Genomic DNA, 23,394 nt, shown 5'->3' on the forward strand with positions numbered 1-23,394 from the left:
CTATTGATCTTCCCGTTCTTTCAATTCACCAATATGATGTTGAATCTGATTTGTGAAGTAATCGACTTCTTGCTGACTTGGAACGGATTGACCGTATCTGATGCGTTCATATAGAGAGAAAAAACGTTCAGATTCACTGAGCCCGATCCGATTGAACCATAATTGAACGTTCTCATTCTGTTGTCTTCCCGCTCCCCACCTGTGAGCTTCCCCTTCGAGCTTCTCCATGGATAGCCGGATTACGTCCCTTGCTTTTGAATACGAAATTCGATCCCTATCATCCTCCTCGACATGGGGTACGATCTTTTGAGTCATCATCGTTGGAGAATTTTCTGCCTCTCTTGCCATGTCAAAGGAGGATTTCCGTTTCTTCACTAAATAAATGATGACTGCTATAACCAATAACCCGAGTAGGACCTCATTCACCCAGGAAAATGATAATCCCTGGGTAAGTTCATAATCGGGAGTTTCTCCTAAATCCTGTTTTTGAACTTCACTTCCCTCTCCCTCCTGAGCATCCCTCGTACTCAAGAACATGTCTCTTAATTTTATCAACTGATCATAAATTGGATCCACCAAGAAAGAAAATACCCAAAACACCTTCTCAGCTCCCCAATAGATCCCTTTACTGGCGAGCGAGCTGAATATAGCCAGTATACCGCCTGCCAATGTTACTAATAACCAAAATCCCATTGGTTTCAACAGCACTTTTTTATGGTCGTTTTTCACATCACTGAGCATTCTTTGAATCGGCGTGAGCGTGATGATGATTGAAAGTAAGATGAATAACAGACTGTAGATGATATTCGTATTTCCCAAGTCTCTTATGGAACCTGTCAATAATGAAAACGAAGCGATAAATAAAAAGATCAGGACAGACCCGCTGCTCACTTCGATGGATGCATCGTTACTTTTGGTATAAGACGTGATTCTCCAATGCAAAAAAACGAGTATAGCCAGCATCACCCACCATGCAGCAGAGAAGAAATAGATACTTAATACAAGAGAAATAGCGAGTGCCCCTAACAATAGTTTAAAGATCCAAGGTTTCAACGTGCTTACTATAAGAAATGTCATTATTATGATAAACACCATACAAAGTGCCGGTACGTAGCTGCTTAATAGTGCTTCTTTGGAAAAAAGGAATGTGGTCATTAATAGGGCGAATAAAATATCGATTCCGACATGCAGCCCCATTTTCACCATGAGCATTTGTTTATGTTTGATCAAGAAGGAACTTTCAGCGAACGATTCCATAATGTGACGACTCCTTGTTTTTGTTCTGAATTCAACTTGTAAACTTGGATTTTCTGTTTTTCAATCTTTGTCAATAAAACTTCTTCACGTGCCCCCAGTGCCCCTGCAGTTATAAATACAGAAGGAACCAATTGTCTAAGGTATAAATGCTTCAGAACAATATGGAATGGGATTGTAAACTCATCTGTCGATAGAGTAGAAAGCATTTCCATCCCTCTCTGCCTGTGAACCCTTCCTATTCCGGGCGGAAGATAATAGTAAGGGGTCCCTCCCTGGGATCTCACGTTTAAGACAAGGGAGAAAGTGATATTTTGTTCTACCGCAAGCCTCATCATATAGGAGGCATATTGAATGATTTCTTCGAGCTGGTTTGTGATGGCATAGCGATCAGATAGATTGATGGCGATCATCCACTCTTTTTGGGTAGCTGGTGCATAGATCTTCGTTTGAAGGCTGCCGGTTCTGGCAGTTGCCTTCCAGTGAACATCCTGAAAGCGGTCTCCTTGGATGTAATCCCTTGTCCCTATCTGATGAAAGACATCATGAAATAATGAATGTTGGATGGGGACGTCTCCCTGTTTCCATGTAAGCTTTTGTTCGGCCATTTTCACGGGAGAATCAGAAGGAAATACGATAATGGTGGACGGGACATTATCAAGTAAATCCAAAAGTACTTTACCACTTCCGAATAAGTGGGGGATTTCCAGCTGCATATTGGTAATCTTGCATAATCCCCTTCTTTTTCCCATAACAGGTATGGAGATGCTCCCTTCCTCATTTTTACGGATGGAGAATGGGATGGACACTTCAATTTTGTCCTCCACCCCTGACGAGTAGGGGTGCATAGTGGGGATGACGATATCTTTAAATGTGATTTTCAACGTCGCACCCCAAATGGACATGCCTTTATTTTGAAGTTGAAATTCCCACTTTTGCTCCTCATCGCAATGCAGCCTAATCCTCTTCGTGGTCCTCCCAATGCTGATGCCTTCACCAATTTTCATTAGATACCATTGATGGACCCTGAAATAGAGGATCATCAACAAAAAAATACCCAACCCTACATAGGAATGTACATAAAAGCTTGCTGCCCCAACGATGACAAGCAGGACCAGAGTCAAGGATATATAGGGATCTTCGACAATGTCACGTTTCCAATTCACTAAGCTTGCCTCGCTTCTACAGGAGTAACCGACATTTCTACAATTTGCTCGATCACTTCTTCAGCCGTTCTCGTTAAGGAAGACTCGATCGTTAATTGGATCCGGTGTTGGAGAACATATGGGGCAACGGCTACAATATCCTGCGGTCTCACAAAATCCCTGCCTTCGAGGAATGCTTGAGCCTGAGAGGCCTTGAGGAGTGCGAGGCTCGCCCGTGGGCTTGCACCTACCTCCACCCATTCATGTTCCCTTGTTCCCCTTGTAATTTGAAGGATATATGTTTCAATATCCTCAGATATATGTACTTCTTTGACTTGGCGGGTCAATGATTGTAACTCATCAAGACTTAACACTTTGTTGACTGTATTTAATGGTTCAGATGATTTAAAGCGATTTAATATTCCTCTCTCCTCTTCAAAATCAGGATACGTAAACGGAATCTTCAATAAAAACCGGTCCAGCTGTGCAGCAGGCAGTGGGAATGTTCCCTGCTGGGATTCAATCGGATTCTGGGTGGCGACCACGATAAACGGCGGCTCTAATGGGACGGTTTCCCCGTCTATGGTGATTTGTTTTTCTTCCATTACTTCGAGTAAACTCGCCTGTGTTCTCGGAGTGGCCCTGTTAATCTCATCTGCCAAGAGGACATTCGTGACTACGGGTCCTGTCCTTAATTCGAATTCCTGTGTTTTCGGATTAAAAAACTGTATACCTGTCACATCACTCGGTAATACATCCGGTGTGAATTGGATCCTTTTAAATGCTCCATCGATACAGTGACTGAATGTTTTGGCGAGCAAAGTCTTACCTGTACCCGGGACACTTTCCAATAGAACATGTCCTTCTTGAAGTAATGCAATTAACAACAGGTCGATTTCTTTATCCTTTCCCACTAGCACTTTATTCATCTCTCTCTTGATTGAATCCAATCGATTCATTCTTTTTCCCCCTCATTGACTGTATTAATTAAATTTTCTAAATATATTATTTTTTTATTCTATCATAACTTGTTGTTAAATTATCCCTTTTCCTAAAAAAAAACGAACCACTTCACCAGGATAGGTGAACGATTCGTTTTTTTACCGTTAATGTTCATAAATCATCTTCCTTGTCATTCCCCCATCAATCACGATGTTTTCACCTGTGATGAAATCATTATCGGGGTGGGCAAGGAATAAGCATGCCCTAGCAATATCTCCAGGTTTCCCCACCCTGCCGGAGGGGTGCTGACTATGGTCGATGTCTCTCAAGGTGTCATAGTCTTCCGTTTGAATCCATCCGGGACTGATAGAATTGACGCGGATCCCCATTCCGCTCAAGGTGATGGCAAGAGAATGAGTGAGGCTTACTATTCCTCCTTTTGTCGCTGAATAGGCTTCAGTATCCGGTTCAGACATAGAAGCCCTTGTGGAGGCCATATTAATTATGCACCCCCCACGCCCCTTCATTAAAGGGGCCGCTGCCCGGCTGCAATAAAATACGCTGCTTAGGTTTGATGATAGAATGCTGTTCCAGTCGTCAGGTTCCATCTCCCAGAAGGACATGAATTCGGAGACCCCTGCATTATTAATCAAAATGTCCAGAACCCCATGATCTTCTTTTATTTTAGTGAAGACGACGTTCACTTCCTCGGGGACACCCACATCTGCTTCATGGAATCTTGTGGTATATCCCTCTGCATTAAGCCTATCGGAATGTTCTCTTCCCTTTTCCACGTCCTTATCCAAAAATTCTACCATGGCGCCCTCCTTGGCAAATTCTTCAACCAGTGTTCTTCCTATACCGCTGGCTCCCCCTGTGATACATACAATTTTGCTCTTCATGTCTTCATCTCCCATTAAAATGTTTATATAGAAGGATACCCTTCGCCCTGAAGGTTCAATCTACTTTAATAGAAAAGGGTTAACCCGGTTGGAATTCTCTTTATAAAATAAGAAAGATTTCCAAAGGTTAACCCTTTACTATTTATTGAATCATTTTTTTATGAGTTGATTTTTCAGTATCATTTCGCTGATGAATATTGATCAAGGCATCCAGCTCTTTACTCAGTTGAATGGTAGTGGGACTGTCCAGCCCTAAACGAATTCCTGACTCTATCATCTTCCACCTTACCAACTCAATTCGAGCAACAATTGTCCCATTCATCAACATCACCTCTTTTTCTTTTCTCTATTTTACTATTAATCCCACATAGAGGAAAGAAAAAGATATCCGAACGCTCTTTTATTATTCACGATTATTCTTACTTTGCGAAACGGTGTTTTCCAATTGTCAGCAGGGTTTCCCTGTTTGTGATCCAGTCACTTGTAGATGTCACTGGATTATAGAAAAAGAGTGATCCCTTCCCTTGACCTCTGAATGCCAAGGCTTCCTGGACAGCGTCCCTTGCTTCCTGTGAAGGCGCCTGGTTGATTTGTCCATTTTGTACAGGTGAAAAAGCATAGTGTCCATTTGAAACCTGATAGATTACACTTTTGATAGTGTCAGGGAACTCAGTAGAATCCACTCTGTTTAATACGACGGTTGCGACTGCGACTTTACCTGCATATGGCTCACCTTTCGCTTCTGCATGTACAAGCTTTGCAAGCAGCTCCCGATCTTCGGGTGTCACATTATTGTCAGGGATCTCGATGGTTTGACCCGGTTGGATTTCATTGGATTCTAAATTATTTGCTTCCTTTAATTGAATGACGGATACGGATTTCTCTTTACCGATATCCCAAAGGGACTCACCCTTTTCTACTGTGTGTTCTCCACCTGCAGCAAATGTTTGAGTAGAGAATGTAACAAAAGAAAGTGCTGCGATTCCTAAAATAAAGCTCTTCTTAATCATATTTCTACCTCCTAAATAGCGTTCCCCCATAAGATAACAATGAATGGGGAGAATTTCAGCAGGTAATGGTTACCACCAATCGTCCATGCTTCTATACTAAATGAAGAAATCCCTTCATATATTGATTATATATAGCAAGACTCCGATGCCCACAGGCCAATAAAAAAAGCAGAGGATGATCTCCCCCACTTCATTTAACTTCGTGGTGAATCAAGATATTGAAAGAAGATATTCCCACCTTGTTTAGCTATCCCACGGAACTGTTTGAAATCATCCTGTTTCACCAGCACAGATCGGAAAGCAAGAAAATCTTCCTTCAAAACCATTATTTCCTCTACTTCTCTTGTACGCAATGATTGCAACTGTTCAAGAATTTCTGTTTCATTCATATCCAAAACCTCCATCTTCACTGTTTCTATTGTAGTTTCAAAAGGCTAATGAGCTCAAGAAATAAATTTTAGATGCAATTTTTAGAAAACTCTTTACCTTTTCATGACTTTGCGTCAAAATATTAGTAATTGTTTGTAGAATTTTGCCAAAAAGGAGCGGCTTTTGATGAAAAAAGCAGAAATCGGGAATGTAATTGAATTTAGAGAAGGATTAAAAGGAATCGTTGAGAAAGTGAATGAAAATTCAGTAATCGTCGATTTAACTTATATGAAGAATTACCGGGATCTTGAATTAGAAGAAAAGACGGTGGTAAATCATAAAAACTATAAGATTGTAGAGGCATGATATTAAAATTTTTTAGGCGGAGGGCTTCCTCCTCCTTTTTTCATGAAGGACAAATTTAGAAAGGTTTACGGTGGCGGCTTTGAGGTTATTCTGATAGCATACTGTCTCGTAAGGTGGAACCATGTTATGAACCTGAATATACATATATTGAATAAAGCGCAAAAAAGCTTTTGGTTTGTGCCATTTTTATTTTCCCTGATCTCTTTACTTCTTTCTCTTGTCACCTTTTATTTTGATTGGTGGTTAAGTCAGCATAACTATCCCATATTTCCAAAGGTTTTGTTCTCTAATTTCAACTTATCCATGACAATCATCAGTACGATTGCATCATCCATCATGACGATGACGACCATTATTTTTTCAACCATCATGGTTGTTCTCACGACATTTCTATCCCAGTATTCACCGAGGACATTACAGAATTTCATCAATGATCGCCCGACTCAGCGGGTGCTTGCCATCTTTGTGTCGGGTGTGGTCTATTGCATAACCCTGCTTGTCCTCCTCCAGGATGAATCAGGGCAGGAATTATATATATCCTCGGCTTTTGCAGGGGTGGTGGCAGTTATTTGTTTATTTGTCTTCGTTTATTTTGTACATCATGTTTCCAATTGGGTGAAGGTGAGTAATTTAATCCATAACATCACCATTAAAACAAATAAAAAAATTGATAATAGCTACCTATATAGAAGAAATGCCCTCCAAGAGGAACCATCAGCTTTCAATGAGTCCTTCTTCAAGGAAACGGAGCCGGTCAATGTATTCAGTGAAGCATCCGGATATCTGCAACAGATTGATATTGAAGGGATGATTAAAAAGGCCGAAAAAGACAAGTGTATCGTACGGATGGTGAAGACACCCGGCGAATACTTACTTGAGGGAACCCCTGTGATGACGATTTGGACAGGGAATGAAGACATTGACGTTGAAGATTACCTCGGCTATCTTGTATTGGGGCCTGATAAAGAACCTATGGAAGACATTGAACTCGGGATCCGGAAGCTTGTAGAAATAGCCTTAAGGGCCATTTCTCCCGCCATCAACGACCCTAATACTGCCAAGAACTGCATTGAAGAAATCGGGATCATCTTATCAAAGCTCGCTAAACATAAGCTTCCAAGCTCTTATTTGACAGATGATGGGAACCAGCTGCGTATCATTTTAGAACAGCCAACCTTTGTCGATTATTTATACAAAAGTTTTTATCAATTAAGGCATTATGGTAAACAAGATGTATCCATCATTGCAGAAATCCTGCGTTCCCTGAGAATGATTAGTGAAAATAACAGCGGTGAAACGAAGCGGATGGTCTGGACATTCAAGAATTATATACTTGAAGGCGTCGACTATGACAGCCTGCAGGACCTTGATATTCAGTACATCATGAGACATTTGGACGAATTGGCAGCAGCTTGTGGTAAGAAAGATTGGGACAAGGATGAAGTGAGAAATAAATACTTTCCCGAGCAGTACAAAACCGATGATTCTTATCATCATACTAAAGACTAATGACCTAATAAAAAAAACGGATGCCCTTTAGCATCCGTTTTCCTTTTATTGCTTTTCTTTCTTTCCTTCTGAAAGCTCCTTGAACGAAGAAACTTTACCGTGAGGATGCTGCTCCTCTTTTCTTACATTCCACTGTCTTTCTTTTTCATGTTTGGACTGGGTCATGTTTGTCACTCCTTTTGATTATTTACTCTCTATTAACATGAGCAGCAGACTCATTTTTTACTCTTTTTGACCATCATTTATTCGGCTTCATCCAGAGAAGGATAATGAATAACAAACTCATATAGCCAAATAGAGGGTACAAATAGGACAGGAGTTCACTGTACTCAAAAAAGCTCAAAGAATAAATCATCAGGAAGATCCCGGTAAAAGTCAATAAAGATGAGCCTTTCCAATAATTCCCCAGCTGTTTTTCGAGTCCGAATACGCCACCGATAACGGAAGTGAAAATCTCACCATAAATAATGAGGATATATACAAAGTAGAAGCCTGTTACGAATGACTTCATCACCACGGCCATGGGAATCTGATACTGGGTTACATTCGGAATCATGACCAGCGTGATATGACTGGAGATCAAAATGAGTGTAAGAAAAAAACCGCCAAGATATCCCCCATATTTAATGACTTCCCGATCTTTCACTTCTCCTGCAACTGGAACGAGAACAGCCTGTGCCATAGCGAGATTGAAGGCTACATATGAAAATGGCGCCACCACCGATTTCCAACCATCTTCCGCATGAGGGATCATGAGGAATGCATCCAAAAAATCCGCATGCCGAACAGAATACACCATCAGGAGCAGATTGAAGACAATCATAAGAGGAACGACAAACGTATTCACAGCAAATAAACCCTTAATACCTACCATCATCGTTAAAAAACCCAATCCGATGGTCAACAAAATGCCTAACTGTTTGGATAATAGGAGCTGCTCCTGAAAAACGGCCCCTGCACCAGAAAGCATGACGGCTGAAACCCCGATCAGCATGATCATCATGACGATATTCATGATTTTCGAAAACCATTTGCCAAATAAATATTCATTGAATTCCTCGAATGACTTCGCTTTAATATCATGGGATTTGAGCATGATCTTGGTTCCCATCGTAATAAATAAGTATCCACTTAGTAATATGGCAATAAACCCGACAAAACCAAATCGGGTGAAAAACTCGACAATTTCCCTTCCCGTGGCAAATCCGGCTCCTATGACAGTTCCGACATATACTGCTGCAATCTGAAACGATCCAGCCATTCTTTTCATCCCATCACCTCTGACACCTTCTACTTCACCATATGTACAAGCATGGGAAAACAGAAGCAAAAGAACAGAATTCTTTAATTAAACGAAAAAAAAACAACCGCATAAAATGCGGCTGCCCAGTTTCATTTATAGGGTTGTATCGTCGATTCCATTTAACCATTGCCTGATTGGTTCGATTACTTTTTCGACCGTTCCCTCCTGGAAAGGGGAGTCTAGATGGGCCGCTTCCACCAGTGCTGTGAATGAACGGCTTCCACCCAGTTTACAAAGGGCAACATAGTCACTCCATGCCCCTTCACGATCCTCATTCATTTTCTTCCAAAATTGAAAAGCACAGATTTGAGCTAACGTATAATCAATATAGTAGAATGGTGAATTGTAAATATGGGATTGGCGCTGCCAGAACCCTCCATTTTCTAGATACGAAACCCCATCATAGTCTTTGTGCGGCAGATATTCTTTCTCGAGCTTTCTCCATGCTGCGTTCCGTTCAGCAGGTGTGGCTTCAGGATTCTCATACACAAAGTGCTGGAATTCATCGACTGCTACACCGTACGGGAGAAATTGCAGTGCCTCACTCAAGTGAGAGAATTGATACTTATCCGTATCCTCCTTAAAGAAATAGTTCATCCATGGCCATGTGAAGAATTCCATGCTCATGGAATGGATCTCACAGGCTTCGTACGTTGGCCAAATGTATTCCGGGATATCGAATCCACGGCTTGAATACACTTGGAAGGCATGGCCCGCTTCATGTGTCAATACATCGATATCGCCAGACGTACCATTGAAATTCGAGAAGATATAAGGCGCTTCATGCCCTGCAATATATGTGCAATATCCTCCTCCCGCTTTCCCCTTCTTCGCTTCTAAATCCATGAGGTTTCGTTCGATCATGAAATCAAAGAATTCCTTTGTCTCAGATGACAACTCTTCATACATTTTCTTTCCATTGTCGATGATCCACTGAGGATCTCCTTTAGGGGATGCGTTGCCGGATGTGAATTTAAATCCTTCATCATAAAACTTCATGGAGTCGATTCCAATCCGTTTCCCCTGTCTTTCTTTCAGCTCTGTGGAAAGAGGGACGATATGCTCCTTCACCTGATCACGGAATGCTTTTACCATATCAGGTGTATAATCCGTTCTCGTCATACGATAATACCCTAACTCAACAAAGTTCTTATAACCTAAAGTCGTCGCTATGGTATGACGTACTTTTACTAACTCTTCGAATAATCGATCTAGTTCTTCCTGATTTTCTTCAAAGAAAGAAACGCTGGCAAAGGCTGCATCTTTCCTTGTCCCGCGATTTACGGATTGTGTAAAGGGACCCATTTGGGCCAATGTTCTCTCTTCGCCTTCAAATGGGATCTTGGCAGAAGCCATCAGCTTCGTATATTGGGAAGACAGCTTATTTTCTTTTTGAAGCAAAGTGATAATTTCTGGGGAAAACGTTTTGATTTCACTCTCTGCCAGAGAAAATAACTGCTTTCCCCACTTATCTTCCAATTCCTTCCGATATGGGGAGTTCACCAGTTCCTGATAATATTCTGTCACCATGCCGGAAACCTCAGGCATCATATCATCGATATACTCCTGCTCTTCTTTGTAAAAACTATCATTTGTATCGATGGAATGCCTGATATAGCAAATATTCTGCATGGTGTCGATGGTAAGTCGAATTTCATTGATTTCCTTGATCGCTTCCATCTGTTCTGAAACATTTGACGCTGCTTTAAATTTCCGGAGCACCTTTTCGAATGCCGGCTTAATCTCTTCCAGATTTGGTCTATCATATGTATATTCTTCAAACTTCATACTTTGTTCCTCCTCTTAAATTCATCCCGATTATAGTTATTCGACCTCATAGCCGGAATCTCCTGTTGATATAAGGATCGATTTCATTAAAATCCCCCAAAAATAAAAGCCCCGTCTATAATAGACAGGGCAGATTGATATGGCCTAGTAGGACAGATCTTTGATGGATAGTCCAAGCTTTTTCAGCATTTGAATGGTTTCTTCCTTTTCGTCGGGAGACAGGGCAGACATCAATTCGTGTATCCGATTCTCATGGTTCGGGAAGATATCATCGATCAACCCTCTGCCATTTTCAGTAATCTGGGCGTAAGTCACCCGGCGATCCTTTGGACAGGCAACGCGTTTAAGATATCCCTTTTTTTCAAGCTTATCGACTACATACGTGATGCTGCCTGAAGCTAGCAGGATCTTTCCTCCAATTTGTTGCAAAGGCTGGTCTCCCTTATGATACAGAAGCTCCAATACGGCAAATTCCGTCGGGTTCAGACCATTTTCTTGAATGTTCTTATTTATCTCTTCATTTAACGCTTTAAAAGCTCTGGAAAGGACAATGAAAAGTTTCAACGATTGTTTTGTATCTTGTTTCTCGGTCATAGCATTCATTCCTTTAAAGAATATATCTCAGTTTCAAAATATTATACAAATATATCTGGTCATTGTCAACTGTCAGAGTCTTTCTGCAGAAGGAAAAAGCAAAGGACGGCCCGCTTTTGGCGAACCGTCCTTTACTTTTGAAATAACGACAAATTAGTTTTGTTCGTATGATGTGAATGTGGAATTGAACGGAGATTCTGTCTCTCATATGTCTGAATGATGAGGGAATTCCTGGTGAGTGGTCAAGAAGCAGTGCGTTTCAATAAACTCTTAATGTATTGCCCTAATTCGCTTGATGATTCGTGCAGTGGCTCTGATCCACCATTACTTGTGCACTTTTCATAGTCGTTCAACAGCTGATCCAATTGCTGGCTGCATTTAATTGTCTCCTCAGCACATAACCCTAAGTTTACTCCCATTGCTACCATTTCCGAGCGCTTGTGGTTGATTTTCAATAATAGCCACTTCTGTTTTAATAAACGACCCATTTCTACTAAACTCCTTTTTTAGCTCCTAGTCTATTTAAAGTAAAATCATTACTTGAGCATTATCGCAAGTATTATCAGAAAAGTAAATAGATTCGCAAAACAAGACAAAATAACTAGTATTATTGCTGAATTAGACATTTTTCGCCAAACGTGCAAAAAAAGGATAGACAAAAGAAGCGACTCTTTGTCTATCCTGATGGATGATTAATAGATTGGTACCCAGCCTTCCTGGGTGACGAAAATGCGGACGGCGACCACCTGCTTATCATCGCTTAAAGTGAAATAGTGGCGGATGTTTTCAGGAACGGAAATTAAGTCACCCGGATTCAGATGTACCTCAAAGAAATCACCGTCCTTTCCTTGAATGACGAAAACACCATGTCTATTTACTATAAATCGTACCTCATCATCCGTATGATGATGCTCCTGTTGGAAATTCTTTAATAGCTCTTCAAGATTTGGTGTGCTTTCGGAAAGGGAAATCACATCCCTTGCCTGGTACCCCCGGCGAGCTGAAATATCTTCTATCTCCTCTTTAAAGGTGGAGAGAATGGCCTCTTTATCATCATCGGTTAAAGCGTATCGGTCCCGTAATGATTCGTCGAGTTTATCCATGTTCCAATGTTCGTAGATGACCCCTTGGTCATTTAAATAATTTACTACCTCTTCCTGTTGCTCAATGAACTGATTTTTCCCCTGAATGTGTACCGTTGTCATAATTTTACTCCTCCCTTGGAAATAGATTTTGTAGCTGCTAAAGATAATAGTGTAAGGTGGTATTGGAACAGGAACTCACACGCTTCCAATAGTTTCTTAGCTTCAAATCCTGTACGTCCCCAGACGGTAATGCCATGATTGCGAATGAGCACGGCCCCTTTATCTTCTTTAATGAATGGGAGGAAGGAATCCGCCAAGGTTGGGATATGCGCATGATTATGGATGATGGGAATCGACAGGGAATCATGTTCACCCCATTTGTCCCAGGCTTTAATCAGTTCCTGGTTTCTGAATGTGATGACACCTTCATCCCCATACAGTTCACTGATCACATTGTTGGCAACAGTATGGACATGTAAGCTGCATCCCGCTGAACTCCCACTGAATATGTGACTGTGAAGCAGGGTTTCGGCTGATGGACGCAGTTGGGTTTCCTCCAAGGCCTCACCCTGTGCATTCACAAGGAGGAAGTCCTCTTTCGTGTGCTTTCGCTTATCCTTTCCACTTGCCGTAACCAGAAATGATACAGGAGTTGATCCCACACGTATTGCCAGGTTGCCACTGGTTCCCATAAACCAGTCCCTCTCTGCCAATTCCCTTTTGATATCAGCGAGCTCTTCCCATTCGGATTGATATGACTTCATATTGTCACTCCTTTTTCTATCACTTTTATGCAATCGTGAAAGGTTTCAAAAGGATGATACGGGATTCCCTTTTCTTCACAGGTACGTGCGAGATAGTCCCTTGCGAGTACTGTATCTCCAAGCTTCGCCATTTCGATGTCTGTAACAGAGTCCCCTATTACAATCACCTCATGATCTTCCAGGGATAATGCCCTCAGAATGGAAGGCTTACAGCATCCACATCCTTTGTTTTCACAGTGCACGTCACATGGATATGGCCAATGAATGGTTATGTTCGAATCGTTAAAGATCGCTTCGTTACAATATACAGCCTTAAAAGGCCCGAATTCTTTCAGTAACGGGTGAACGAAGAAGTCTATTCCCCCACTCACAATATACAGGGGAATCTCATTGACTTTTGTATAGTCCACGAATTCCTTGAAGCCTTCACGAATAACCGCTGTTTCCATCAAATACTGGATCATCTCGTCTTTCTTTGAAGAAGGAATGAGTGAGAACAACTTGCTTACCCCTTCTTTGATCGAGATCGAGTGGCTTAAAATGTCCTCTTTTACAGGCTCCCATTCCGGTGGGGCAAAGGCTTTCATCAAAGAAATGATATTATCTGTTTCTGTGATCGTCCCATCAAAATCACAGAATATCACTGGAAGACTCATTACACCTTTACCTCCCCTCCCCATAGGGACAGGGCTTTCTGCAGTTCTTCATGAGTTTTGGCTGCCTCTTGGAGTGACGTTCCGTTTAAAACAGCATCGATCGCTTGACCGAACGCCCTTCCTCCCCCACTTGCGCCGTTAGGGTGACCGTGAATGCCTCCTCCGGCATTAATGACACAATCCGTCCCGAAATCTTTCACCAAAAGGGGGACAAGAGCAGGGTGAATGCCTGCTGATGGAACTGGCAATGTTCTCTTCAAATGTTCGTCATCCTTCGTTAATTCATAGCTTAAGGAAAGGACGTTGCTCTTCTCTAGTGCCACACTTCCGTACGGAGATGGAAATAGTGAAAAATCAGCCCCGGCCATTCGCAATAATTTACCCAACCATAAAGAGTAGCTCACACCATATACTGGAGATGCAGCAGCAGCCCCGGCAAAAGCAGGATGAGCCATGATCGGCAAGGAAATCTCAGGGTCCTCCCTCAATTCCTGCAGAACATCGAGACCGTATGAAAATACATTGAATAAAAGAGCATCTGCCCCAAGCTCCCTGGCTTTTTTTGCTTTGTCCCGCAACTGTGAGGTTTTCCCTGTCAGATTTACGGCATACAAGGTTCTCTTACCGGTTTCTTCGAATACGTCGTTCAACACTTTTTTTCCTACTCTTACTCTTTCAAAAAATGGAGTCAAGGAATTATCAAATAATATTTCATCATCTTTTACGACATTGACTCCGCCGAGGGCCTGCGCTCTTAACTGATTTTCAAGAAATGTGAGATCCCTGCCGATCACCCCTTTAAAGATGCTCATTAACAGCGGTCGACCATGAACCCCTGTTAATTCCCTGATGCCCTCTATCCCAAAACGTGGACCGGGAAATGATTTTTTCAAGTCTTCTGAGAACTCCAGATCCAGTAATTTCACTTCACCATCGAGAGAAAGCTTGCCGAATACCGTTGTAAGGATAGCCGGAATATCATTGGAATAATTATGACTGGGATACCCAATCTTCACCTCACCCCAGGATCCTTCGTCCTCCCTCTCTTCCACTGAAACGACTCTCCCCTTGTATTTTCTTAATTGTTCCTGTTCCAGTAGCGGCAGGTCCGTCCATGATCCTACCGTGAGTCCCAAAGCAATCCCTTCTGCCTTTTTCTCGAAGGAACCAATCTTACCCTTTAGTCGATATGTTGCGATCACTTCACTCATTCATATTACCTCCCTATGTAAAAGCCCATTTCCGCGTCTTGATTTCATCGTGCCGGCAAACAAAAAAACCTCTTCCAAATAAGAAGAGGTTTACATTCCGCACTCTTTCTTATCTGTCAGCTGTATAGCTGCAAGAATTAGCACCGTGCTTAAATAAGTCGGTTGCCGGGCTTCATCGGGCTGGTCCCTCCGCCTGCTCTTGATAAGAATTTCATTATATTAATTCAGTTGGATTATTGCACCAATTTCGACATATGTCAATCCCTTTTGTGAAATAATTCTAAACTTTCTATACGGGAAATCGCCTCTTTTATCCGTTCATTTGTAGTTAAAAGACCGACCCGTACATACCCTTCTCCATATTCACCAAATCCTACACCAGGAGCAACGGCCACTTTGATTTTTTCAAGTAAATAGGTTGAGAACTCAACAGATGTGAACCCTTCCGGCACCTTAAGCCAGGCAAAGAAGGAACCTTGTGGAGCTTTTACATCCCACCCAATTCCCTGTAGACCCGAGATCAGGAGTTGTCTTCGTTCTTCATAAGTGGCAACCAGTTCCGTTACGCAATCCTGGGAACTCAGTAAAGCCGTTGTGGCTGCTTCTTGAATCGCGCCGAACAGGCTTACGTAAAGGTGATCCTGGAGGAGATTGATCGCTTCTATGACACTTTTATTCCCAACGGCAAAACCGATTCTCCAGCCTGCCATATTATAGGTTTTTGATAAAGTATATATCTCAATCCCGACATCCTTTGCACCATCTGTCTCGAGAAAACTCACAGGCTTTTGTCCATCGAAACCGATCGCCCCATAAGCAAAGTCATGCACCACACAAATATCATGCTTTGACGCAAGTTCCACCGTGTCCTCAAAAAAGGATTTTGTTGCGGTCGCACCCGTTGGATTATTGGGGTAATTGAGGAACATTAATTTCGCCCTTTCCCATTCTTCACGGGAATGTACACGATAGTCCGGGAGAAAACCGTTTTCCTCTTTCAACGGCATCTTGATCATACTGGCTTCTGCCAATGCGACCCCCGATACATAATCCGGATAACCGGGATCCGGGACAAATACTCCATCCCCGGGGTTCAATAAACATTGAGGGATCTCCACTAATCCTGCTTTTCCTCCGAAGAGAACCGCTACTTCGGTTTCGGGATCTATCTCCACACCGTATTCCCGCAAATAGAAAGCTGCAATCGCCTCCTTAAAGCTCGATAAACCACGAAATGGAGGATATTTATGGTTAGAAGGAGACTTGGCCGCTTCTGTTAATTTTCCCACAATATGTGGAGGGGTAGGCTGATCTGGATTTCCCTGTCCCAAATTAATGACATCATGCCCCTCATTCACAACAGCATTCACAGTTCCTGCAAGGGAAGCGAAAAATTGTTCCGGTAATGATTCCAAGCGTTTTGCTTTTTCAAAGTGTTTCATACATTCACCCACTCATTTTTTTGAAAATTAATTACTTTCAAATTCTAGTCACAAATGATATAACGGAACATAAAGAATGTAAAGGAATAAATGACAAAAAGTACATAATGAGGTGAATGTATGATTCAAAAGGTTGGTCTCGTCCAGATGGATATTGTGTTTGGGAATCCTGAAGAAAACAAGGTGAGAGTGGAAAAGTGGGTCAAAAAAGCAAAGGAAGAAGGATGCGCTACCGTCGTTCTTCCTGAACTGTGGACGACAGGCTATGATCTGACACGGATAGATGAGATCGCAGATGAAGGAGCCGAAGATTCTTCCTCCTTCCTGACTTCCCTGTCAAAAAAATATTCCATTCACATCATAGGAGGCTCTGTTGCCAATAAATCAACAGATGGGGTTAGAAATACACTGTTGGTGGCGGATGCAAATGGCGTGTTGGTGAAACGGTATTCTAAGCTTCACTTATTCAAACTAATGAATGAACATCATTATCTACTTCCTGGAGAGGAAGACGGGGCCTTCTCTCTTGATGATACCATGATGGCAGGACTCATTTGTTACGACATTCGTTTCCCTGAATGGTTCAGGAAACATGTCATGATGGGAGCGAAGATTGTCTTTGTGGTGGCTGAATGGCCGGCTGCCAGGATGGATCACTGGGAGACCCTCTTAAGGGCACGTGCGATTGAAAATCAATGCTTTGTGATTGCATGCAACCGTGTGGGGAGTGACCCTGACAATGAATTTGGCGGCTCCTCCCTTATCATCGATCCATGGGGGGGAATCCTTGCAAAAGGAACCCAAAGTGAACAGTTGGTCGTTGCTGAAATCGATTTGCAGGAAGTAGAAAAGGTCCGTAAACAAATTCCGATCTTTCAAGACCGGAGACCAAATTTTTATTAGAAAAAATTCTAAAAAACCGTTGACATGGAAAATACTTCAATGGTACCATTCAATTCAAATGAACATTCAGAATTTTAATTAAATAAGATACACGCAACTCTTATCAAGAGCTGGCTGAGGGATTTGGCCCTATGAAGCCCAGCAACCGACCATAATACCGTTGTAAAACGGGGCGCTGTATGCGCCGGATGATCAATCCAGTAAGGCACGGTGCTAATTCCAACAGAAAGATCATCTTTCTGGGAGATAAGAGGCGAAGAAGATGACTCTTCAAGCCTCTTTCGAACATGGAAAGAGGCTTTTCTTATGCCACGGAAAAGCCTCCCTAACACCCTTTCTTAAAGGGTTCACTAAAAGGAGGAACGAAAATGGCAATCACTAAGCTTAATACGTATCAACCACTAACGGAACAGTCGGCCATCGCTATGGCAGTGAATGTAGGAATATTCGAAGAAGGTTCACATTTAATCTGTGAAGAAATCGGTGATGGGAACCTTAATCTGGTTTTTCATGTAGTTGAAAGGGATACAGGTAAAGGGATCATCATCAAACAAGCACTCCCCTATGCAAAGGTTGTAGGTGAAAGCTGGCCACTTACGATCGAACGGGCAAGAATTGAAGCGGGTGCCCTACACCTTCAGCGATCACTTGTAGGGGACCTTGTCCCGGAAGTGTATCATTCCGATCCATCCCTCGCCGTCACAGTGATGGAGGATTTAAGCAACCTCACCATCGCACGTGCCGGCCTGATCAATGGGAATAAGTACCCGAAGCTATCAGAAGACATTGGTACATTCCTTGCAAATACACTGTACTTCACGTCTGATTATGCCCTTCATCCATTCAAGAAAAAAGAATATGTGAAGGAATTTTCAAATCCTGAGCTGTGCAAAATCACGGAGGACCTAGTATTCACGGATCCTTTCTTCAACAGTGAAACGAATGAGTTTGAGGAGGAATTGTCAGGAGATGTGCAGCAATTATGGGATGATTTCACTGTAAAACTCGAGGTGGCAAAACTTAAAAAGAGTTTCCTTACCGAAGGGGAAGCCCTGCTTCATGGAGACCTCCATACGGGAAGTATCTTTGTGGATGACGAACACACAAAAGTCATTGACCCGGAATTTGCTTTTTATGGGCCGATCGGTTTCGATATCGGTCAGTTTATTGCAAATCTTATTTTCCAAGTGATCGCGAATCCAGGTGAAAAGGAAACCATCCTTCACCATATCGAAAATACTTGGAACGTCTTCTCTGCTACGTTCTCCAGACATTGGAAGGAAAGTGGCGACGCTTATACGAAGGTGAATGGGTACCTTGAGTATGTATTGGAGAAGAGTTTTCAGGACAGCATCGGTTTTGCAGGATGCGAGTGCATCAGAAGAACGATCGGTCTTGCACATGTGGAAGACCTTGAGAGCATCGAAGATAATGAACAAAGATTAAAGGCCAAACGAGCATGCCTCAACCTTGGAAAGAAATTGATTGTAAATCGGAAACACATTCTTACCATTGAAGAGCTTCTGACTTTAGTACGATCACATTCTGAATAATTAAAGGAGATACTCATGACACATACACCGACCATTCCAACTTCACTCGAGTGGCATGAAGATCATTTACTGATTCTTAATCAACAAAAGCTGCCGAACACTGTGGAATATTTGACGCTAACGAACATTACAGACTATTATGAAGCCATCGTTTCGCTTAAAGTGCGAGGCGCCCCCGCAATCGGGATCACAGCCGCCTATGGATTGGCACATGCTGCTTCTCATTATGAAACAGACAATCTGATAGAATTCAATCACCTTTTCAGGAAGGATAAAGAATACCTCGCTGACTCAAGGCCGACGGCAGTCAATCTGTTCTGGGCATTGAATCGATTGGAACAAGTTCTTGCCCATGCACAATCCGTGAATGAAGCCAAGACCAATCTGCTTCATTCTGCCATTCAGATCCATACGGAGGATGAGGAAATATGCAGGATGATCGGTGAACACGCATTGGATGCATTGGATGACAAGAGGAAGATCATGACCATCTGTAATGCGGGATCCATTGCCACGAGTAAATATGGAACTGCACTTGCCCCCTTTCACCTAGGCAGGGAAAGGGGAATAGGGTTTCAAGTATTCGCCTGTGAGACACGCCCTGTCCTTCAGGGCGCCCGACTCACTGCCTGGGAGCTTCAGCAATCAGGTGTCGACGTGACCCTTATTACTGACAGCATGGCCGCTCATACAATAAAGGAGAAGGGTGTGGAAGCCGTCATCGTCGGAGCCGACCGGATTTCTGCGAATGGGGATACCGCGAACAAAATCGGTACGTCCATGCTTGCCATCCTATGCCATCATTACAATATACCATTCTACGTGGCTGCCCCTTCTTCCACATTCGATCCTACCTCGAGAACAGGTGACGATATCCCGATTGAAGAAAGAGGGCCAGACGAAATCACGACGATGGGCGGCTCTATGATTGCACCCGAACACGTTCATGTATATAATCCCGCTTTTGATGTGACTTCTCATGAATTGATTACCGGCATCATCACCGAAAAGGGAGTGCTGTATCCTCGTTTTCAAGAAAGCATTCAACGAACTATAAACCTGGCATAAATACAATGAAAGAGAAGGAATTCATCCTTCTCTTTCATTTCTTATTCTGATAGTTTTATAGATGCCCACATTTCCTTCGGATTCACCTCATAAATGCCGTTTTCCCGATACATGAACTGATGGATGATGAACTCTCTCCTCAAGGTGGCGAAATCTTCATGGAATTGTAGAATGTACTCATTCAGCTCTTTTTCCTTATACTTCTCCCCCACCTTCAGACCTTCCACGAGATGTTCAAGAATGAATAGTTTTTTCTTTTGTTGGGCGGGAATACTTTTGATCCGTCCATTTTTCTCCAGAAAATTATTCTTCACCTTCTGTTTTTCTTTCACTAACTTCTCTGACATTGTCCTGTCCCCTTTCTCCTCTTGAGCAAACCTGTGCAGAACGTCCCCGTGATGACTTAATACTTTTTTATTCAAATGGTAGTAAACCGTGTTCTTCTCTTTCCGCGAATAAACAAGATTGCACTCTTTCAGTTTCGCCAAATGATGGGAGATCGTTGGCGCAGTAAGTCCGAGCTTTCCAGCTATGGCCCCCACGTGCAAACTCTCTTCTGCCAATAAATAAACGATCTTGATGCGGGTCGCGTCCCCCATCGTTTTATGAAATGCGATCTGTTTGCTTAATTGCACCATTCCGCCTCCTAACTATTTAGATTATTATCTAATTAGATGATAGTCTAAATAGAACGAATTTTCAACTGTTATTTTCAGAATTCCCCCCCAAACAATCGTTACGTGTCACTAAAACCAAAAACAGGCATTCTCCACATGGAAGATGCCTGTTTCTATTATCTTTCTAATGAGAGTAACGTTTCTTTTTTGTCTATTTGCTTACCTGCATAACCGGTGAGTGTCTTATTTTTCCCAATGACACGGTGGCAAGGGATGATGACGGGAAAACGGTTGGCTTTATTCGCCTGCCCCACAGCCCGGACCGCTTTCGGTCTTTGAATGGCTTGTGCTACATCCTGATACGACCAGGTTTCGCCATAGGGTATTTCCTTGAGAATATTCCATACTTCCTTTTGAAACTCGGTCCCTTCGATTTTCAGAGGAAGATCAAATGTTCTTCTATCACCCTTAAAAAACTCCAGGATTTGCTCCTTTGCTCTAATCAAAATGGGATGATCCGTTTCGATGGACGCTTCTTCCTCAACAAACTGCACAGAAAGCAATTGAGTCGGATCGGCCATTAGCTTCAAATTCCCAATGGGACTATCGATTACAATCGTATGAATGGTCATAATACAGGACTCCTTTATGATTTAGGCAGATAGATATGGAAAACGGTTCCTTCTCCAACGATGCTTTCAACCTGGACGCTGCCTTTATGTTCTTTAATAATCTTAAAGCTTACCATAAGCCCAAGTCCAGTCCCTCTTTCTTTTGTTGTATAAAAAGGTTCGCCGAGCTTCTTGATCTTATCCTTAGAGATTCCGCCTCCCTGATCCTTAATCTCGATATGAATCAAGCCGTCCTCTGTCTCCCCGATGCTGATGGAAATCACTCCTCCATCTGACATGACTTCAATCGCATTCTTAATGACATTGATGAATACCTGTTTTAATTGATTGGGTTCAGCTACTATGGTCGGAAGGTCTTCCTGATATCTTTCCTCATACTGAACATTATGCATGACAGCCTGTGCACTCAGTAATTCCACCGTATCCTTCATGATCCTGATTAAATTCGTCTCCTGATATTGGATCGCCTGAGGTTTGGCCAATACGAGAAACTCTGTGATGATTGACTCAATTCGCTGGAATTCAGAAGTGATCACATTAAAGTACATCTCATGATCTTTGCCGACGCTGTTCTCAAGCAGTTGAATGAATCCTTTAAGTGCAGTCATAGGGTTTCTGATCTCATGGGCGATCCCTGCAGCAAGCTCCCCTACTACACTTAATGTGTCAGATTTCCTCAGTTGTTCCTGCATCTCGATTTGATCCGTAATGTCCCGGATGATGGTTAAATTCAGGTTAGAGAGCAAATTGTATTTCGATGATAATTCAACGTATTGAACCCTGTCCCTGGAGGATATCAGCGTTTTTAAAAACGTTGCCTGACCATCCTCCTTTAATTGATGCAGATAATCCTCATAGGCTTCTTCACCCGGCTCAATATTCAATATTTCTCGTACATCTTTACCAATGAGCTGATCTTTATCCAACTTAATGATGTTACTCACTTCAGGATTCGCATCAACGACGACATAATTGTGATTGGTCAGAAGCAATCCGTCCAATGAACCTTCGAATATCTTCCGGAACCTCTCCTCACTCTCCCGCAGTTCCTTCTCCATTTGATATCGCTCACTTACATTACGGAATATGGTCATATTATAACCATCTACGGAATGAAGCTTGGACGTGAATTCCAAATGCTTGAGCTGATTGTTCGGCATGAGGAACAATACCTCATCCCTGACGGCCCCACTTCTATATAATTGTTCCATGACCAAATCGAACTTCTGGCTTTCCAAAGGATAAACGAAGTCCCTGATTTTTTTTGAGAGGAGCTCGGAAAGTGTGCATTCGAATATTTTCAGTGCTGAAGAGTTCGCTTTAAGGACCCTTCCGTCCTGATCCCATAAGACAATGGCGTCAATCGCTTCTTCAAACAATCCTTTGAACAATTCTTCATTACGTTTCAATTGGATCTCCATCTGCCTTTTTTCCGTTACATCTCGAAGAATAGCCATATGGAGCTTATGATGCACGTATGGGCTTGTCGTAAATTCAACGATTGAAATACTTTGTGATTTCTTGATCGGAATTTCGCCACGGGCTTTTTTATTTTGAGAAATCAACTCTTTGATTTTTTCAACCTTATAATGGGCATTTTCGGGAATGAACGAACTGATATTCCTCTTGGTGATCTCATCCTTATCGAGCCCCACCTGCAAACTGAATGCATGATTCACATCATTGATATTTCCATTAATGTCAAATAACACGATCCCCTCTGAAGCATTCTGGAAGATGTTCGATAGTAAGTGTACATTTAAATGATCCTTGCGCTCCTTTTCCTTCAGTTCCGTTACATCCTTAAAGTATAAATAAGCATTAGGTGAAATGGTCGATTTTTTCAACAGAAGTTCAACGTGGATGATTTTCTTCTCATTTACATTCATCAGGGTTTCGTCTTCCAATGTTTTCCCCGTCTCCATTACTTCCTTATAATGGGCCACAATAGGCGCGGGCACTGAAGAGAAAAATGAGCTGAAAAGCTTCCCTACAACATTCTCATCATTTGACTCCAGGGTTTCATATGCTTCGGGGTTGGCGTAAACGATTTTCAACTCTTTATTGATCACTAGCATCGGCATGGGTGAAGCTGAGCAAATTTCCCTATCGACGGGATGACATAAATCCCTATTTTGCTCTTCTTTCACTTTACTACTATTAGTCATTTCCTCATCCCCCTACTATTTTAAAAGACGACCATTGGCTTAAATCTTACAGAATTCGCATAGCTCCCCGTACTTCTGGTGATAATTAACAATGAAAATCATGTTTTGCTCAT

25 protein-coding genes and 2 riboswitches are annotated in these 23,394 nt (G+C 42.3%); of the genes, 5 read left to right on the forward strand and 20 right to left on the reverse strand.

The genetic code is table 11. From position 1 onward, the window contains the following. From V8G47_RS09995 to V8G47_RS10025, 7 genes are all read right to left on the reverse strand, one after another. Positions 1-1,257 carry a hypothetical protein gene (locus V8G47_RS09995; protein WP_336199984.1) on the reverse strand — a complete coding sequence of 419 codons (1,257 nt, stop codon included), beginning with the start codon at positions 1,255-1,257 and terminating at the stop codon, positions 1-3. Further along, entirely contained in the window at positions 1,227-2,420 is a 1,194-nt protein-coding gene (locus tag V8G47_RS10000; RefSeq protein WP_261751301.1) for a DUF58 domain-containing protein, read from the reverse strand. Before V8G47_RS10000 ends, V8G47_RS09995 begins: the two co-directional genes overlap by 31 nt. Then, the gene (locus V8G47_RS10005) at positions 2,420-3,358 is read right to left on the reverse strand and encodes an AAA family ATPase (protein WP_336199985.1); all 939 of its coding nucleotides are present in this window, start codon (positions 3,356-3,358) and stop codon (positions 2,420-2,422) included. The genes V8G47_RS10000 and V8G47_RS10005 overlap by 1 nt, the downstream gene beginning before the upstream one ends. A 147-nt stretch (positions 3,359-3,505) precedes the next feature. Continuing rightward, the gene (locus tag V8G47_RS10010) at positions 3,506-4,243 is read right to left on the reverse strand and encodes an SDR family NAD(P)-dependent oxidoreductase (RefSeq protein ID WP_336199986.1); all 738 of its coding nucleotides are present in this window, start codon (positions 4,241-4,243) and stop codon (positions 3,506-3,508) included. A gap of 142 nt (positions 4,244-4,385) precedes the next feature. Beyond that, on the reverse strand, positions 4,386-4,571 hold the full coding sequence (locus V8G47_RS10015; protein ID WP_336199987.1) for an aspartyl-phosphate phosphatase Spo0E family protein: 186 nt from the start codon (positions 4,569-4,571) through the stop codon (positions 4,386-4,388). Between the two features lie 91 nt (positions 4,572-4,662). Further along, positions 4,663-5,253: a cell wall hydrolase gene (locus V8G47_RS10020; protein WP_336199988.1), complete on the reverse strand. Its 591-nt coding sequence runs from the start codon at positions 5,251-5,253 to the stop codon at positions 4,663-4,665. A gap of 194 nt (positions 5,254-5,447) precedes the next feature. After that, positions 5,448-5,642, reverse strand: coding sequence for a hypothetical protein (locus V8G47_RS10025; protein WP_336199989.1), 195 nt, complete (start codon positions 5,640-5,642; stop codon positions 5,448-5,450). Positions 5,643-5,808: 166 nt separating this feature from the next. Between V8G47_RS10025 and V8G47_RS10030 the strand changes: the two genes are divergently transcribed. Together V8G47_RS10030 and V8G47_RS10035 are read left to right on the forward strand one after the other, a co-directional pair. Next, positions 5,809-5,988: a YkvS family protein gene (locus V8G47_RS10030; RefSeq protein ID WP_044337597.1), complete on the forward strand. Its 180-nt coding sequence runs from the start codon at positions 5,809-5,811 to the stop codon at positions 5,986-5,988. Positions 5,989-6,114: 126 nt separating this feature from the next. Further along, positions 6,115-7,497 carry a DUF2254 domain-containing protein gene (locus V8G47_RS10035; protein WP_336199990.1) on the forward strand — a complete coding sequence of 461 codons (1,383 nt, stop codon included), beginning with the start codon at positions 6,115-6,117 and terminating at the stop codon, positions 7,495-7,497. 45 nt (positions 7,498-7,542) lie between these two features. Here V8G47_RS10035 and V8G47_RS10040 read toward each other — a convergent pair whose 3' ends face one another. The 10 genes from V8G47_RS10040 to V8G47_RS10085 form a co-directional block, all read right to left on the reverse strand. Continuing rightward, positions 7,543-7,662 carry a DUF6254 family protein gene (locus V8G47_RS10040; RefSeq protein ID WP_219169248.1) on the reverse strand — a complete coding sequence of 40 codons (120 nt, stop codon included), beginning with the start codon at positions 7,660-7,662 and terminating at the stop codon, positions 7,543-7,545. Between the two features lie 73 nt (positions 7,663-7,735). Next, the gene (locus V8G47_RS10045) at positions 7,736-8,767 is read right to left on the reverse strand and encodes a YkvI family membrane protein (RefSeq protein ID WP_336199991.1); all 1,032 of its coding nucleotides are present in this window, start codon (positions 8,765-8,767) and stop codon (positions 7,736-7,738) included. Between the two features lie 126 nt (positions 8,768-8,893). Then, positions 8,894-10,588: a M3 family oligoendopeptidase gene (locus tag V8G47_RS10050; RefSeq protein WP_336199992.1), complete on the reverse strand. Its 1,695-nt coding sequence runs from the start codon at positions 10,586-10,588 to the stop codon at positions 8,894-8,896. 144 nt (positions 10,589-10,732) lie between these two features. Continuing rightward, positions 10,733-11,191, reverse strand: a complete 459-nt coding sequence (locus tag V8G47_RS10055; protein WP_371928730.1) for a MarR family winged helix-turn-helix transcriptional regulator — start codon at positions 11,189-11,191, stop codon at positions 10,733-10,735. 233 nt (positions 11,192-11,424) lie between these two features. Beyond that, positions 11,425-11,670, reverse strand: a complete 246-nt coding sequence (locus V8G47_RS10060) for an aspartyl-phosphate phosphatase Spo0E family protein (RefSeq protein WP_336199993.1) — start codon at positions 11,668-11,670, stop codon at positions 11,425-11,427. A 204-nt stretch (positions 11,671-11,874) separates the two neighbouring features. Further along, positions 11,875-12,387 carry a cupin domain-containing protein gene (locus V8G47_RS10065; protein ID WP_336199994.1) on the reverse strand — a complete coding sequence of 171 codons (513 nt, stop codon included), beginning with the start codon at positions 12,385-12,387 and terminating at the stop codon, positions 11,875-11,877. Further along, positions 12,384-13,031, reverse strand: a complete 648-nt coding sequence (locus tag V8G47_RS10070; protein WP_336199995.1) for a methylthioribulose 1-phosphate dehydratase — start codon at positions 13,029-13,031, stop codon at positions 12,384-12,386. The genes V8G47_RS10065 and V8G47_RS10070 overlap by 4 nt, the downstream gene beginning before the upstream one ends. Then, the gene (locus tag V8G47_RS10075) at positions 13,028-13,687 is read right to left on the reverse strand and encodes a 2-hydroxy-3-keto-5-methylthiopentenyl-1-phosphate phosphatase (RefSeq protein WP_336199996.1); all 660 of its coding nucleotides are present in this window, start codon (positions 13,685-13,687) and stop codon (positions 13,028-13,030) included. The genes V8G47_RS10070 and V8G47_RS10075 overlap by 4 nt, the downstream gene beginning before the upstream one ends. Beyond that, complete coding sequence (locus tag V8G47_RS10080; protein WP_336199997.1) at positions 13,687-14,898, reverse strand: 2,3-diketo-5-methylthiopentyl-1-phosphate enolase; 1,212 nt, start codon at positions 14,896-14,898, stop codon at positions 13,687-13,689. Before V8G47_RS10080 ends, V8G47_RS10075 begins: the two co-directional genes overlap by 1 nt. A gap of 106 nt (positions 14,899-15,004) precedes the next feature. Beyond that, positions 15,005-15,107, reverse strand: a riboswitch (SAM riboswitch). A 48-nt stretch (positions 15,108-15,155) separates the two neighbouring features. Then, positions 15,156-16,340 carry a pyridoxal phosphate-dependent aminotransferase gene (locus V8G47_RS10085; protein WP_336199998.1) on the reverse strand — a complete coding sequence of 395 codons (1,185 nt, stop codon included), beginning with the start codon at positions 16,338-16,340 and terminating at the stop codon, positions 15,156-15,158. Positions 16,341-16,460: 120 nt separating this feature from the next. On the opposite strand from V8G47_RS10085, the gene V8G47_RS10090 reads away from it, so the two are divergent. From V8G47_RS10090 to mtnA, 3 genes are all read left to right on the forward strand, one after another. Beyond that, complete coding sequence (locus V8G47_RS10090) at positions 16,461-17,243, forward strand: carbon-nitrogen family hydrolase (protein ID WP_336199999.1); 783 nt, start codon at positions 16,461-16,463, stop codon at positions 17,241-17,243. Between the two features lie 97 nt (positions 17,244-17,340). After that, a riboswitch (SAM riboswitch) is annotated at positions 17,341-17,496 on the forward strand. Between the two features lie 115 nt (positions 17,497-17,611). After that, a complete protein-coding gene (gene mtnK, locus V8G47_RS10095) occupies positions 17,612-18,796 on the forward strand; it encodes an S-methyl-5-thioribose kinase (protein WP_336200000.1) in 1,185 nt (394 codons plus the stop codon). A gap of 15 nt (positions 18,797-18,811) precedes the next feature. Beyond that, the gene (mtnA, locus tag V8G47_RS10100; RefSeq protein WP_336200001.1) at positions 18,812-19,864 is read left to right on the forward strand and encodes an S-methyl-5-thioribose-1-phosphate isomerase; all 1,053 of its coding nucleotides are present in this window, start codon (positions 18,812-18,814) and stop codon (positions 19,862-19,864) included. Positions 19,865-19,905: 41 nt separating this feature from the next. Here the strand turns inward: mtnA and V8G47_RS10105 are convergent, their stop codons facing one another. From V8G47_RS10105 to V8G47_RS10115, 3 genes are all read right to left on the reverse strand, one after another. After that, complete coding sequence (locus V8G47_RS10105; RefSeq protein WP_336200002.1) at positions 19,906-20,499, reverse strand: DUF2087 domain-containing protein; 594 nt, start codon at positions 20,497-20,499, stop codon at positions 19,906-19,908. A gap of 158 nt (positions 20,500-20,657) precedes the next feature. Next, entirely contained in the window at positions 20,658-21,113 is a 456-nt protein-coding gene (locus V8G47_RS10110) for a methylated-DNA--[protein]-cysteine S-methyltransferase (protein ID WP_336200003.1), read from the reverse strand. 14 nt (positions 21,114-21,127) lie between these two features. Next, a complete protein-coding gene (locus tag V8G47_RS10115) occupies positions 21,128-23,281 on the reverse strand; it encodes a PAS domain S-box protein (RefSeq protein WP_336200004.1) in 2,154 nt (717 codons plus the stop codon). Between the last annotated feature and the right edge of the window lie 113 nt (positions 23,282-23,394).

The sequence above is a fragment of the Rossellomorea sp. LJF3 genome (assembly GCF_037046045.1).
Classification (GTDB): Bacteria; Bacillota; Bacilli; order Bacillales; family Bacillaceae_B; genus Rossellomorea.

What these genes read in the sequence shown, in the direction of transcription:
- V8G47_RS09995 (WP_336199984.1), bottom strand. Translation starts at nt 1,257, where the DNA reads ATGGAATCGTTCGCTGAAAGTTCCTTCTTGATCAAACATAAACAAATG.
- V8G47_RS10005 (WP_336199985.1), bottom strand. Translation starts at nt 3,358, where the DNA reads ATGAATCGATTGGATTCAATCAAGAGAGAGATGAATAAAGTGCTAGTG.
- V8G47_RS10010 (WP_336199986.1), bottom strand. Translation starts at nt 4,243, where the DNA reads ATGAAGAGCAAAATTGTATGTATCACAGGGGGAGCCAGCGGTATAGGA.
- V8G47_RS10015 (WP_336199987.1), bottom strand. Translation starts at nt 4,571, where the DNA reads ATGTTGATGAATGGGACAATTGTTGCTCGAATTGAGTTGGTAAGGTGG.
- V8G47_RS10020 (WP_336199988.1), bottom strand. Translation starts at nt 5,253, where the DNA reads ATGATTAAGAAGAGCTTTATTTTAGGAATCGCAGCACTTTCTTTTGTT.
- V8G47_RS10025 (WP_336199989.1), bottom strand. Translation starts at nt 5,642, where the DNA reads ATGAATGAAACAGAAATTCTTGAACAGTTGCAATCATTGCGTACAAGA.
- V8G47_RS10030 (WP_044337597.1), top strand. Translation starts at nt 5,809, where the DNA reads ATGAAAAAAGCAGAAATCGGGAATGTAATTGAATTTAGAGAAGGATTA.
- V8G47_RS10035 (WP_336199990.1), top strand. Translation starts at nt 6,115, where the DNA reads ATGAACCTGAATATACATATATTGAATAAAGCGCAAAAAAGCTTTTGG.
- V8G47_RS10040 (WP_219169248.1), bottom strand. Translation starts at nt 7,662, where the DNA reads ATGACCCAGTCCAAACATGAAAAAGAAAGACAGTGGAATGTAAGAAAA.
- V8G47_RS10045 (WP_336199991.1), bottom strand. Translation starts at nt 8,767, where the DNA reads ATGAAAAGAATGGCTGGATCGTTTCAGATTGCAGCAGTATATGTCGGA.
- V8G47_RS10050 (WP_336199992.1), bottom strand. Translation starts at nt 10,588, where the DNA reads ATGAAGTTTGAAGAATATACATATGATAGACCAAATCTGGAAGAGATT.
- V8G47_RS10055 (WP_371928730.1), bottom strand. Translation starts at nt 11,191, where the DNA reads ATGAATGCTATGACCGAGAAACAAGATACAAAACAATCGTTGAAACTT.
- V8G47_RS10060 (WP_336199993.1), bottom strand. Translation starts at nt 11,670, where the DNA reads ATGGGTCGTTTATTAAAACAGAAGTGGCTATTATTGAAAATCAACCAC.
- V8G47_RS10065 (WP_336199994.1), bottom strand. Translation starts at nt 12,387, where the DNA reads ATGACAACGGTACACATTCAGGGGAAAAATCAGTTCATTGAGCAACAG.
- V8G47_RS10070 (WP_336199995.1), bottom strand. Translation starts at nt 13,031, where the DNA reads ATGAAGTCATATCAATCCGAATGGGAAGAGCTCGCTGATATCAAAAGG.
- V8G47_RS10075 (WP_336199996.1), bottom strand. Translation starts at nt 13,687, where the DNA reads ATGAGTCTTCCAGTGATATTCTGTGATTTTGATGGGACGATCACAGAA.
- V8G47_RS10080 (WP_336199997.1), bottom strand. Translation starts at nt 14,898, where the DNA reads ATGAGTGAAGTGATCGCAACATATCGACTAAAGGGTAAGATTGGTTCC.
- V8G47_RS10085 (WP_336199998.1), bottom strand. Translation starts at nt 16,340, where the DNA reads ATGAAACACTTTGAAAAAGCAAAACGCTTGGAATCATTACCGGAACAA.
- V8G47_RS10090 (WP_336199999.1), top strand. Translation starts at nt 16,461, where the DNA reads ATGATTCAAAAGGTTGGTCTCGTCCAGATGGATATTGTGTTTGGGAAT.
- mtnK (WP_336200000.1), top strand. Translation starts at nt 17,612, where the DNA reads ATGGCAATCACTAAGCTTAATACGTATCAACCACTAACGGAACAGTCG.
- mtnA (WP_336200001.1), top strand. Translation starts at nt 18,812, where the DNA reads ATGACACATACACCGACCATTCCAACTTCACTCGAGTGGCATGAAGAT.
- V8G47_RS10110 (WP_336200003.1), bottom strand. Translation starts at nt 21,113, where the DNA reads ATGACCATTCATACGATTGTAATCGATAGTCCCATTGGGAATTTGAAG.
- V8G47_RS10115 (WP_336200004.1), bottom strand. Translation starts at nt 23,281, where the DNA reads ATGACTAATAGTAGTAAAGTGAAAGAAGAGCAAAATAGGGATTTATGT.